This is a genomic window from Staphylococcus gallinarum (genome assembly GCF_029774255.1).
GTDB classification, from domain to species: domain Bacteria; phylum Bacillota; class Bacilli; order Staphylococcales; family Staphylococcaceae; genus Staphylococcus; species Staphylococcus gallinarum.
Window position 1 is genome coordinate 1,004,122 of sequence record NZ_CP069082.1, and the last position, 13,185, is coordinate 1,017,306.

Below are 13,185 nucleotides of genomic sequence, written 5' to 3' on the forward strand. Positions count from 1 at the left end.
ACTAATAAAATTAGTTTAATGAGGTGATTATAATGTCAAACTACTATGATTCATTTAAAGACGCCGTATCAACTTGGTGGAATAATTAAATTAACTATATTAAAGGCTAATACAATTGCTATTAGTCTTTTTTATTTTGATATTCTATATACATTGTGCTTATATAGTTGTGAGAAATTTAATGGAAGCATGGATGCATTTATACATCAATAACATAAAATTACTTTAGAATTTTGTAGAATAAAAGCTATAAAAGTGGGTATATATTTATTGATGCTTTTAATTGTGCTATCATTAGGTATAGACATTGTTAATAAATTATTGAGGTGAACAGAATAATGTGGAATTTTATTAAAGGTTTATTTAAATTTGTTTTCGGTACAATCTTTACCGTTTCATTAATCGCTGGCGTTGGTGCTGTAGCATTCGCCTATATCTTCAAAAAAGATTTTGAAGAAATCGAAAGTAAAACTAAAGAAATCGTTTCAGATATCGAAACAAATAATTAATTTATTGATAGAACACGTTAAGTGTTCTATTTTTTTATGCGAATTTGAAAATTGCGAATCAAAGGGAGTAAATAGTAGCTATCTTAGCAGTTAATTACTGCCAAGATAACCTATTCAATTGATGTACGATTATCAGTGGTGAGTATCTTGGTGATGTCTAATAAAGATAATGTCATCGTGCGTGTTGAATTTGTAATCTCACCCTCCAAGTTCATTTGTAATAAATTGATACGCTTGATTCGTAGCTCAACGGTTTCTAACCAACCATCTTGGAAGTATTCTATTGAGACAGGAATGTCTCTATGTAATGCTTGATGTAGTTGGCTGTTCAATTCGTTTAATTGATCATCTGATAACAAGGGACGGTCGATTTTATTTTGATCTATAATATATTGTTGAATCGACTCGAATTGTTCTGGCAATGTGGCAAACGGCGCCCATTTTACCATGCCTCGTCCTTGGGGAATATTTGGATTGAGAAACTCTCTAGGAATCTTTCTATAATCCGTTTCATCTTGGTATTCTTTAGGAATCATAAAATCACCTCACCACAATAATAGAACATATGTTCGTTTTTGGCAAGTGATATTTTAACAGAAGAAATGTTCTGAAAATGTCAATAACATAGTATTTATAAAGAATATATTTTCAATTGATTGTTTATTATGTAGATATTTATTAGAATAAAGATATATGAAAATGGAGGGGTTTACATGAGGACGATTGGTTACATAGGCACATATACTAAAAAAGAAGGTAAAGGTATATATCGCTTTGAATTAGATGAACAAACAGGAAAAGTCACAGAAGTAGACACTGGATTTGAATTAGAAGCATCTACTTACGTGAATCAACATAATAAGTTCTTATATGCTATTAATCGTGAAGGTGAAAATTGTGGCATAGCTAGCTTAGAGATTTTAGAAAATGGGGAACTAAAATTAATTAATAAATGTTTAGCATCGACAGAGGGAACTGGTTGTTATGTAGATATTTCACCAGATGGTAAGTATATCTTTGAATCCGTATATGGTGCAGGCTTAGCTAGAATATATGAGGCGAATCCTGAAACAGGTGAAATCATACGCTTAATACAAGAGTTAGCTCATGATTATCCTACTGGTCCAGACGAACGACAAGAAAGCTCGCATGTACATTTTCTAAAGACAACGCCTGATGAAAAATATGTTGTGGCGGCAGACTTAGGAACAGATAAAGTCGTGACTTATGAATATGGAGATGAAGGTCTAAAAGTATATGCTGTTAGTGATTTTGAGCCAGGTGATGGTCCAAGACATATCGCATTCCATGAAGATGGTAAGCATGCATATATAGTACATGAAATTTCTAATATGGTAAGCACTGTTGCATATAACGATGGTAAATTTACTGAAATAGAGCGTCACTCAACAATACCTGCTACATTCGAAGGCGAAACTAAACTTGCAGGTATTCGATTATCGAATGACCAAAAATTTATTTATATTAGTAATAGAGGTCATGATAGTATTGCCATCTTTAAAATAGGAGAAAAAGGTTCTTCGATTTCATTTGTAGATATTGTGTCAAGTGGTGGAGAATTCCCACGAGATTTTAATATTACAAATTCAGATGAATACCTAGTTTGTGCACATCAAGAAGGTGATTACGCATTAACTGTGTTTAAGCGTAATAAAGTGACAGGAGAATTAACTCAAGTCGATCATCAACAACAAGCGCCTGAAGGTGTATGTGTACAATTTTTACAGTGATAGTCAAACGTGTTTGATATAAAAATTCTGAAAAAGTCAGTAAATGAGTAGTACGTATCCTTTAAGGTTTCATTTTTTAAAATACCACCTTGAAGAACACGTATCAGAAAATTCATTTACTGACTTTTTATTTTGATGATTTCTCGTATTGTAATTGTTCGATGATTTAAGTATTGCATTGAGACATGGTATAGACTCGCGCCATGCTATCTTAAATGTCTTTATAAAAAGCGTATCAATGTAAAAAATAAGGCACATCGTCCCATTTAATAAATAATTACTAAATGAACGAAGTACCTTATATTATGATATAACAATGCTCAACTAACATATAATTTGGTATTGTTATACTCAGAACTTGTTAATTATTAAAAAACGTTTTTATATATTTGAATTTCCCTTTATATGGTGGGAAGAATAAGCTTGATTCTAATCTTGTTGATTTGAAAATATAAGATTTATCATGACTAAAGGTATTGAAACTATATTTGCCGTGATATTGACCAATACCAGAAGCGCCAACTCCGCCAAATGGTAAATTAGGATTGGCAAGTTGCATCACAGTATCGTTGATAGCACCACCACCGAAAGAAATTTCCTTTAATACACGTTCAGTAGCATTTTCATCTTCGCTAAATAAATACAAACTTAATGGTTTAGGTTTAGAACGGATTAATGAAACGGCTTCGTCAAAATCATCATAAGTGATAATAGGAAGTAGTGGGCCGAAAATTTCATCCTCCATAATTTTGGAATCAAAGGTAATGCCTTGTAAAAGTGTCGGTGAAACATAACATTCATCCGCGTCTGTTTGACCACCAAAGATAATATCTTGCTGATGAATGGTAAGTAAATCATGCAAACGATTGAAGTGCTTCGAATTAACAATTCGTCCAAAATCAGGACTTTGTTGTATTGATTTGCCGTAGAATTCAGTGATCGTTTGTTTAAGTGCAGTGATAAGCGCATCTTGAACTTTACGATGAACTAAAATATAATCTGGTGCGACACACGTTTGACCAGCATTAGCAAATTTACCAAAGCAAATACGTTCACTGGCAACTTTAATATTTGCTGTCTCGTCTACAATAACAGGTGATTTACCACCTAATTCTAACGTGACAGGTGTTAAATGTGAACTTGCTGCCTGATAGACTATACGGCCAACCTTTTCGCTACCAGTAAAGAAGATATAATCAAAAGGCAATTCAAGTAGTTGTTGTGTGACTTCGCTGTTGCCTTGACAAATACTTACGTATTCAGCATCGAATACTTCTTCAATAATCCTTTGAATGACTGTTGAAACAGTTGGTGTATATTCAGAAGGTTTCAATATGACAGTATTCCCAGCAGCAATTGCCCCGATTAAAGGTTCGATCAATAGTTGAAAAGGATAGTTAAACGGACCAATGATTAATACTGTTCCATAAGGCTCTTTCATAATATAACTTTTGGTTGGAAACATAAAGATAGGGGTGTTGACTTGCTTTGGTTTCGCCCAATTTTTAAGTTCTTTACGTGCAGTTTTAATATTTTTTAAAGTGAAACCAATTTCTGAGGCATAAGTCTCTACTTTGTTTTTTCCTAAATCTTTCTGAAAAGCGTCGAGTAATTCATCTTCATGATTACGTATACTTTTACTTAACAGCTTGAGCTGCTTTCTTCTAAATTTAATATCTTTGGTTTCGTGAGTATCAAAATATTTTTTACTATTATGGAAAGTCTGTTCTATCACATTCAAATGGAATCCTCCTAATCTGACAAGTACTAGATAAGTATACTTGGATAAAAAACTGGAACATATTTAAATATGTTCCAGGATTACTATATTGATAATATAACAACAATAATTGCTAATTTATAAATAATATAACGTATTAAACTATTTAGTTAAAGTTTCTGTAATTTGAGGAACAACTTGTTTCTTACGAGATACAACACCTGGTAAGAATGCAGTACCATTTTCAAGTTTAACATCAAATGCAACGCCAACTTGGTCTTTTTCAGCACCAACAACAAGGATTTTTGAATCACTGTTAATAATATCAGTGATGACAAGAACAAATAAATCATATTTTTCATTTGCACTTGCTTCTAACATAGCTTTTTCTAATTCATCTTGACGTTCGAACACTTCATCTATATCTACAGTGTTAACTTGAGCGATGCGTGTAGTATAGTCACCCATGTTGAATGATTTTGCATCTGCAGTTAATAAGTCTGTTGCAGATTTATCTGAAGTTGAAGCCCCAGCTTTAAGCATTTCTAGACCATAAGATTCTAAGTCTACGTCAGCAATCGCTTTTAATGCTTCTGCAGCATTAACATCTTCTTCAGTACATGTAGGTGATTTAAATAGTAAACTGTCAGAAATAATAGCTGAAACCATTAATCCTGCAATATGTGGTTTGATTTCAAAACCACGCTCTTGATACATTTTATATAAAATCGTAGCAGTACAGCCTACAGGTTCAGCACGGTAATACAATGGTGCTGCTGTTTCAAAGTTAGCGATTCTGTGATGATCTACAACATGCTTCACTTGTGCATCTGCAATTGAATCTGCACTTTGTTGGAATTCGTTGTGATCGACTAAGATAACTTCTTGATCAGCTAAATTATCATTTAATAATTCAGGTGCGTCTACTTTAAAGTGATCTAAAGCATATTGCGTTTCAGCATTAACGTCACCTAAACGATAAGGTGTAGCTTCAGTATTACCAGTTTGTTGTTCAAAGTCTGCCATAATAATTGCTGATGAAATTGCATCAGTGTCTGGGTTTTTATGACCGAAAATATATGTTTTTGCCATGTTTAAATTCTCCTTATTTTTATATTTAATTTTATTTTATCATGATTAATAGTCGTTATTCTACTACTGCACCCAAGGAATTTTTAAAATGTGTTAACGCCCATTCATGTCCGGTTGGATTAAATGAGGCCACACCTTTATGTGAGATAAATAATTCGTAGCCTAAATTATAAGCGGAAATTGCAGTATGTAGGACGCAAATATCAGTACATACACCTACGATTTCAAGTTGTGTAACGCCTCGTTCTCTCAACATAATGTCTAATGGTGTTCCGAAAAATGAATCGTAACGTGTTTTATCTAAAAAATGTACGTGTTCATTAAACAGAATATTTTGATAAATATCATTAACCTTACCGTACAATTCTCTTCCAATCGTACCTAAAATATTATGTGGTGGAAAAAGTTTACTCTCAGGATGGTAATGATTATCTTCGTAATGTAAATCCATCATAAAAAAGATTTGTTGCTTTTTATTATTGTAAGCTTCAATTCTTTCAACGATATAGTTTTCTATTTGTTGACCGGCTTCCCCACAAGTCAATTTGCCATTATCTGCAACAAAATCATTTGAGTAATCAACTATAATCAGTGCACTATTTTTCATTAACCTTTTACACTCCCTAATTATAAAGTTAATAGTCATTATATACTAACTCGTAAAAACATCAAAGGTGTATATATAGGGTTTAAATTAAATAGAATTTGTTTAATATATAGTAGTCAGGATAGAAAGGAAGTTTTCGATGATAATCAACGCGGCAGATTTTGGATTGAAAGGAAAGCGTAAATGGGCTGATACTAAAGCATTACAACGTGCATTAGATATTGCAAAAACACAGGAGAAGGTCACGATACAAATACCAAAAGGTGAATACCATATACGTAGATCTTTGAAAATATATGAAGGTACAACATTGTTACTTGATGATGAAACGGTCTTGAAGCGAATAGGAAAAGATGCACTGTTAAAAAATGGTCGTAAGCTGAAACGTTATTATGGTTATAACGGAAATAGTCATATTCATATTGCGGGTGGTACATTTGATATGAATGGTTACGAATATCCATATAATAATACAGCAATGAGTATTGGACATGCGCAAGATATCCAAATTGTAGGCGTTACCTTTAAAGATATTGTCGGTGGTCATGCAATAGATGCATGTGGCATAAATGGATTATATATGAGTCAGTGTCAATTTCTTGGATTTAATGATGATAATGGAGAACGAAGTTTTTCTGAGGCAATCCAAATTGATTTACAAGTTAAAGGCGCATTTCCAAAATTTGGTGCGACAGATGGAACAGTTACTAAAAATGTAATTATTGAGCATTGTTACTTTGGTGCTTCTACCACACCTACAATGAAAGCATGGAATAGAGCTATCGGCTCGCATGCCAGTCGATTTAATCAATTCTATCAGAATATTCATATACGATATAATACATTTGATGGATTGAATCAATACGCTTTAACTCCTTTAAAAGCAAAGGATACTTATATTCATGATAATCAATTTATTAATTGTGTTGGAGGCATTCGTTTTTTAGCAGTAAAAGATGGCAAAAATGCGCAAGATTTATCAGGGAGACTATGTAATACGCAGGCAGGCGAAAATTTAAATATTTATCGTAATACCTTTATAGGGCCAATGACGAAAGAAGCGATTAGAGTTCAAAGTTACAATAAAGTCATGCATAAGAAAATAGTCATTGCGCATAATAACTTTGAGCATTGTTCTCAGAAGATTTATTTAAACCATGTTCAAGATGTGATTTTAGTTGGAAATGGTGATGCAAAAGTGGTTAAAAAACAAGTTGAATAAATAAGATGTACAGCGCTTATACCAAAGGTGTAAGCGTTTTAATTATACACTTTATTTGTTGTGAAGATATGTTATAATTGCTGTAATTATTGTGAATATTCAGACAATAATAAAGGGGGATTTTATGAACAAATTAAATGAAGGGGAGCGTCCGCTAAGCCATTACTTAACATTCTTTTCACAAGACAAAAAGTCATATAATACAGGACAAAAAATTGGTTTAATCTTAGGTCCACTATTGTTTGTGTTAACGTTATTATTCATACACCCAGAAGACTTGTCGCGAAAAGGGGTGTTTGTATTAGCAATAACGCTATGGATTGCAGTATGGTGGATAACGGAAGCGATACCTATAGCAGCAACGAGTTTATTGCCATTAATTTTACTACCAATGGGACATGTATTAAATCCAGAAGAAGTTTCAGCGCAATACGGTAATGACATTATATTTTTATTTTTAGGTGGTTTTATATTGGCCATTGCGATGGAACGATGGAATTTACATACGCGTGTAGCATTAACGATTATTAATTATTTAGGCACAAGTACTGGTAAAATTTTATTAGGATTTATGATTGCGACAGGATTTTTATCGATGTTTGTATCAAATACTGCAGCGGTGATGATCATGATACCTATAGGTATGGCGATTATTAAAGAGGCTCGTGAATTGAAAAATAGTGATATAAGTGAACATTCATTAAGTAAATTCGAACAATCTTTAGTGCTCGCAATTGGTTATGCTGGGACAATCGGCGGACTTGGAACATTAATTGGAACGCCTCCATTAATCATTTTGAAGGGTCAGTATCAGTCGGCTTTCGGTGAGGAAATTAGTTTCGCAAAATGGATGATTATTGGGGTTCCTACGGTGATTATTTTACTGGCAATTGTCTGGGCTTATATTCGATTTGTAGCATTTAAACATGAAATGAAAACTTTGCCTGGTGGTCATAATGTTATCAAGGATAAACTTGATGAGTTAGGCAAGATGAAATTTGAAGAAAAGGTCGTTCAATTTGTGTTTATTTTAGCTAGTTTTTTATGGATTAGTAGGGAATTTTTATTAAAGCGTTGGGAATTAACATCTGAAGTTGCAGATGGCACAATCGCTATATTTATATCTGTCTTATTATTTTTAATACCTGCGAAAAATAAAGCTAAGCATAAACGTATTATTGATTGGGATGTCGCAAAGGATTTACCTTGGGGTGTCTTAATATTATTCGGAGGAGGTTTAGCATTAGCTAAAGGTATCTCCTCAAGTGGATTGGCAAAATGGTTGGGCGACCAATTACGCTTAATAGAAGGCGTCAGTCCATTACTTATCGTTATTGTTATTACTTTATTTGTACTCTTCTTAACAGAAATCACATCGAATACAGCTACAGCGACAATGATATTACCTATATTAGCTACACTATCAGTAGCAGTAAATGTTCACCCATTATTATTAATGGTGCCAGCAGCTATGGCAGCTAATTGCGCATACATGCTACCGGTTGGAACACCTCCAAATGCCATTGTTTTTGGAACAGGTCGGATTACGATAAAGAAAATGGCAAGTGTAGGATTTTGGGTAAACATGATCAGTGTGGTCGTTATCGTACTTATTGTCTATTTCCTAGTACCACCAGTGTTAGGTATAGATATTACGAAACCATTGCCACTGAAATAATATGTAAAAAAAGCGATAATGTCGACACTAAAATTGTGTCACATTATCGCTTTTCGTATTTGTTAAAACTTTGTTTTGACGAAAAATGGTGAAAGTTTTTATATCTATGATTTATCTGATAGGTCCATTTTATTAAAGGAACCAATTACTGTAACTTCAAAGTCTAAAGTATTTAATATTTTAATCACTTTATTAAGCTCGTCATTAATAGGTGAGTCAGCCTGTACGAAAAAGTGATACATACCTAGCTGTGTCTTTAATGGACGTGATTCAATCCACGATAAGTTAATATTAAATAATGCGAATGTGTTTAATATGCTCGCCAATAATCCAGGTTTATCATATTTTGGTGTGATGAGTACCATGCTATCACTTGCATCTTTAATATGCTGAGGTTGATTACTCACAACTAAAAAACGTGTTGTATTATGTGGAAAGTCTTGGATATTGTGAGCGATTGCTTTATATCCATATGGTTCGCCACTGCCTAAGGGTGCAATAGCGCCAGTTTGATCTGAAATTTTATCTAGGCTACTGATTGTACTTTCGACATAATCATAATCAAATCCGTGGTTTTGAATATATTGACTTGTCTGACTGATTGCCGGTGCAATGGAATAGACTTTGTTAATATCATTTACAGTTGCATCGTCCGGGCCATAAAGTGCAAATTGAATATCTAAATGTAATTCACCTTGTGCATAGATATTTTGTTGAGTTAATGCATCAGCGACGATATTAATGGTTCCCTCAATTGAGTTTTCAATCGGAACGACTGCGATACTTTCGTCATCATGAGATACTGCTTGAACGACCTCGTATAAATTTGATTTAGGTATAAAATCATATGCATCTTCAGATTTATATTGTTTTGCAGCTAAGTAAGAAAATGTACCCTTCGGTCCCAGATAATAAAGTTTCATAACGTTACCCCTTGTTCTATATGTTGATTACGTACTTTTAATGAAAAGGACAACCGGTCGGTGCTTTCTTTTTATAATGAAAATTAGGATCCTTGATCTCGTTTTTATACCCATGATGATAGTTTGGGACTAATGACGGTGACAAAGATGGTGCTAACCAAGACCATTTTCCTGTTACTTCACGACCTGCAGTATGTTCTGCTTGTTCAAACATTTCAAATTGCTTTGATGCAGTTAAATGATCCACTATAGAGACGCCTTCATTTCTAAAAGAATGGTAGACTGCATAATTTAATTCGACAAGTGTTCTATCTTTATTAAAAGTATTATTCCTAAGTGTATCAAATTCAAAGGCATCTGCAACAGTTTCTAATAAATTATAACGATAATTATCTGTGAAATTTCTAACTGCAATTTCATTGACCATATACCAACCATTAAAGGGAGCAGTTGGATAAGTAATACCACCTATGCTCAAATCCATACTTGAGATAATTGGTACTGCATACCATTTGAGACCTAATGATTGTAATTTTGGGTAACGGTCATGAGTAATTGGCACTTCCTTAATTAACGATTTTGGATAGTTATGGTACTTAATACTATCATTTGGCATTTGATAGATAAGTGGAAGAATATCAAAGTTTGTATGCTCGCCTTGCCAACCTAGATGTTGTGCGAGTGTTGTAACTTCCTTCTCTGCTGGGTCACCTAAATCGTCATAACCGGCATAGCGAATTAATTGATTATTGTATATAGTAGGTGGATTTGTAGCACTGAAAATAGTGATATAAGGTTTGATTCTACCATTATTTGTAGCGTGTTCAATATGATTTTCAATTTCTGTTATAAACTCTGTTTCAGTATGAATTGACCTTGCATCATTGACGGTTAAAGATTCCCAGAATAGTCTTCCGATACAGCGATTTGAATTACGCCATGCCATTTTAGCACCGTACGTGAGTTCAGCTGTTGTGTGCTCATACGTACCAGTGTTAGTGATGGCGTGTTCAATTTCTGATAAGCGTTGACGTAATGTGTCGTTGCTATAATTTAATTCATTATACATTGCTTTAATAAACGCTTTGGCTTCATTTAACATTTCTAACACCTCATAATATATTATAAAAGATTTGCTCTTAAATATAATGAGATAATTTGAAAATTCATTATTTTGTTTTGTTTCAGTCACATAATCATCATAATTTTAATTTTTATATGGAAATTGTACAATATATATAAGGTATAGAAAGAACATAAAATCCATCATATTTAAGGTGCTATCAGTGTTTCTTTTATGCTAAACTAATGGAAAAGCTGATTGGAGAGATAATTGTGTACCAATTTGAAGATGATACATTTGTATTACATAATGATTTATATCAAATAAATATGGCTGAAACATACTGGAATGATGGCATTCATGAGCGATGGTCAGTATTTGATTTATATTTTAGAAATATGCCATTTGACAGTGGTTACGCTGTATTTAATGGATTAAAAAAAATTATAGATTTTATTAGTGATTTTCATTTTTCAGCAAATGATATTGCGTATTTAAAATCAATTGGCTACCAAGATGACTTTCTAGGCTATTTAAAGGACTTGAAATTCACTGGTCATATACGCTCAATGCAAGAAGGGGAACTTTGCTTTGGGAATGAGCCGCTACTTCGAGTAGAAGCACCGTTAATTCAAGCACAACTTATAGAAACCATGTTGTTGAATATTGTGAATTTCCACACGCTAATTACAACAAAAGCGAGTAGAATTAGACAAGTTGCGAGCAACGATAAATTAATGGAATTTGGTACGCGAAGAGCACAAGAAGCAGATGCTGCTTTATGGGGAGCGAGAGCTGCATTTATCGGTGGTTTTAATTCAACGAGTAATGTGAGAGCTGGCAAACTATTTGATATCCCTGTATCTGGCACACATGCGCATGCAATGGTACAAGCATATGGCGATGAGTATATTGCCTTTAAAAAGTACGCAGAACGTCATAGAGATTGTGTGTTCTTAGTTGATACGTTCCATACATTAAAGTCAGGTGTACCAACAGCAATAAAGGTTGCTAAGGAGTTAGGTGACAAAATAAACTTTGTTGGTATCCGTTTGGATTCAGGGGATATCGCTTATTTATCTAAAGAAGCTCGAAAAATGTTAGATGAAGCGGGCTTTAAAGATGCCAAAATTATTGCCTCAAATGATTTAGATGAAGAAACAATCATGAGTTTGAAATCGCAAGGTGCAAGAGTCGATTCGTGGGGCGTTGGCACGAAATTAATTACTGGCTACGATCAACCAGCACTTGGTGCGGTATATAAACTTGTTGCCGTCGAAAATGAACAAGGTGAATATGTAGATCGTATTAAATTATCTAATAATGCTGAAAAGGTAACAACACCAGGTAAAAAGAATGTTTACCGTATTATTAATAAGAAAACAAACAAAGCAGAAGGTGACTACATTACATTAGAACATGAAAATCCAAATGACGAAGCACCTCTGAAATTGTTCCATCCTGTCCACACATATAAAATGAAATTTATTAAATCATTTATAGCTAAGGACTTACACAGTGATATTTTTAAAGATGGACAACTCGTTTATGACTTACCAAGTGAAAAGGAAGCGCAACGTTATTTAACAGAGAACCTTTCACATTTATGGGAAGAAAATAAACGTCATTTAAATCCACAAGAGTATCCAGTTGATTTAAGTACTGCATGTTGGGAAAATAAACATAAACGTATATTTGAAGTGGCTGAACATGTAAAGGAGATGGAGGAAGAACATGAGTAATTTACAAGATATTATCGTAAAGGAAATGAAAGTGAAACCTGAAATAGATAGTAAAGCTGAAATTCGTAGCATCATTCAATTTATTAAAGGTTATATACAAACGCATTCTTTTATTAAGTCATTGGTATTAGGTATTTCTGGAGGGCAAGATTCAACATTAACAGGTAAATTATGCCAAATCGCAGTTAATGAATTGAGAGAAGAGCAAATAGATTGTCAATTTATTGCAGTGAAATTACCCTATGGTCAACAACAAGATGCGGACGAAGTAGAGGATGCATTAGCATTTATTCAACCGGATAAGACAATTACAGTAAATATTAAGCCTGCGGTTGATCAAAGTGTACAGTCATTAAAAGAGGCTGGAATTGAACTTACTGATTTCCAAAAAGGTAATGAAAAAGCACGTGAACGTATGAAGGTGCAATTTTCTATTGCTTCAAATAAACAGGGCATTGTTGTAGGTACGGATCATTCAGCAGAAAATATTACTGGATTTTATACTAAATATGGTGACGGTGCAGCAGATATCGCACCGATATTTGGTCTGAATAAGCGACAAGGTAGACAGTTATTACAAACTTTAGATGCCCCAAGTCATTTATATGAAAAAACACCAACAGCAGATTTAGAAGAAGACAAACCGCAATTACCAGATGAAGAAGCTTTGGGTGTCAGCTATAATGACATTGATGATTATCTAGAAGGTAAGCCAGTGTCTAGTGAAGCGAAGGCGACAATTGAACAACACTATATCAAAACAGCACATAAAAGAGAGCTAGCATACACAAGATATTCATGGCCGAAAAATTAAATTTAGCGTAATTTTTTTAGTGACAAATAAAGTGTGAGTTGATAAAATTACTTAAATTTAATGT

Annotated in this window: 12 protein-coding genes; 6 read left to right on the forward strand and 6 right to left on the reverse strand. The window is 33.6% G+C overall.

Annotated elements, in window-relative coordinates; translation table 11 throughout:
- Positions 1-338 precede the first annotated feature (338 nt).
- The gene (locus JN168_RS04560; RefSeq protein WP_107512689.1) at positions 339-509 is read left to right on the forward strand and encodes a hypothetical protein; all 171 of its coding nucleotides are present in this window, start codon (positions 339-341) and stop codon (positions 507-509) included.
- A 110-nt stretch (positions 510-619) separates the two neighbouring features.
- On the opposite strand, the gene JN168_RS04565 is transcribed toward JN168_RS04560, so the two are convergent.
- On the reverse strand, positions 620-1,045 hold the full coding sequence (locus JN168_RS04565; protein WP_107512688.1) for a YolD-like family protein: 426 nt from the start codon (positions 1,043-1,045) through the stop codon (positions 620-622).
- 177 nt (positions 1,046-1,222) lie between these two features.
- On the opposite strand from JN168_RS04565, the gene pglS reads away from it, so the two are divergent.
- On the forward strand, positions 1,223-2,260 hold the full coding sequence (gene pglS / locus JN168_RS04570) for a 6-phosphogluconolactonase (protein ID WP_042739380.1): 1,038 nt from the start codon (positions 1,223-1,225) through the stop codon (positions 2,258-2,260).
- A gap of 361 nt (positions 2,261-2,621) precedes the next feature.
- On the opposite strand, the gene JN168_RS04575 is transcribed toward pglS, so the two are convergent.
- The 3 genes from JN168_RS04575 to JN168_RS04585 form a co-directional block, all read right to left on the reverse strand.
- Positions 2,622-4,001 (reverse strand): aldehyde dehydrogenase, encoded by a 1,380-nt coding sequence (locus tag JN168_RS04575; RefSeq protein WP_229366873.1) that lies wholly within the window; start codon positions 3,999-4,001, stop codon positions 2,622-2,624.
- Positions 4,002-4,142: 141 nt separating this feature from the next.
- Positions 4,143-5,072 (reverse strand): manganese-dependent inorganic pyrophosphatase, encoded by a 930-nt coding sequence (locus tag JN168_RS04580; RefSeq protein WP_042739378.1) that lies wholly within the window; start codon positions 5,070-5,072, stop codon positions 4,143-4,145.
- A 55-nt stretch (positions 5,073-5,127) separates the two neighbouring features.
- Positions 5,128-5,679, reverse strand: a complete 552-nt coding sequence (locus JN168_RS04585; protein ID WP_042739377.1) for a cysteine hydrolase family protein — start codon at positions 5,677-5,679, stop codon at positions 5,128-5,130.
- A 139-nt stretch (positions 5,680-5,818) separates the two neighbouring features.
- Here JN168_RS04585 and JN168_RS04590 point away from each other — a divergent pair, with 139 nt between their 5' ends.
- Together JN168_RS04590 and JN168_RS04595 are read left to right on the forward strand one after the other, a co-directional pair.
- Positions 5,819-6,901, forward strand: a complete 1,083-nt coding sequence (locus JN168_RS04590) for a glycosyl hydrolase family 28-related protein (RefSeq protein WP_042739376.1) — start codon at positions 5,819-5,821, stop codon at positions 6,899-6,901.
- A gap of 124 nt (positions 6,902-7,025) precedes the next feature.
- Positions 7,026-8,579 carry an SLC13 family permease gene (locus JN168_RS04595; protein WP_107526945.1) on the forward strand — a complete coding sequence of 518 codons (1,554 nt, stop codon included), beginning with the start codon at positions 7,026-7,028 and terminating at the stop codon, positions 8,577-8,579.
- Positions 8,580-8,683: 104 nt separating this feature from the next.
- Here JN168_RS04595 and pheA read toward each other — a convergent pair whose 3' ends face one another.
- Together pheA and JN168_RS04605 are read right to left on the reverse strand one after the other, a co-directional pair.
- Positions 8,684-9,502 (reverse strand): prephenate dehydratase, encoded by an 819-nt coding sequence (pheA, locus tag JN168_RS04600; protein ID WP_042739204.1) that lies wholly within the window; start codon positions 9,500-9,502, stop codon positions 8,684-8,686.
- A 37-nt stretch (positions 9,503-9,539) separates the two neighbouring features.
- Positions 9,540-10,604, reverse strand: coding sequence for a nitric oxide synthase oxygenase (locus JN168_RS04605; protein WP_042739203.1), 1,065 nt, complete (start codon positions 10,602-10,604; stop codon positions 9,540-9,542).
- A 233-nt stretch (positions 10,605-10,837) separates the two neighbouring features.
- Here JN168_RS04605 and JN168_RS04610 point away from each other — a divergent pair, with 233 nt between their 5' ends.
- Together JN168_RS04610 and nadE are read left to right on the forward strand one after the other, a co-directional pair.
- Positions 10,838-12,307, forward strand: a complete 1,470-nt coding sequence (locus tag JN168_RS04610) for a nicotinate phosphoribosyltransferase (RefSeq protein WP_107512682.1) — start codon at positions 10,838-10,840, stop codon at positions 12,305-12,307.
- Positions 12,300-13,121 carry an NAD(+) synthase gene (gene nadE / locus JN168_RS04615; RefSeq protein WP_042739201.1) on the forward strand — a complete coding sequence of 274 codons (822 nt, stop codon included), beginning with the start codon at positions 12,300-12,302 and terminating at the stop codon, positions 13,119-13,121. Before JN168_RS04610 ends, nadE begins: the two co-directional genes overlap by 8 nt.
- Positions 13,122-13,185 lie beyond the last annotated feature (64 nt).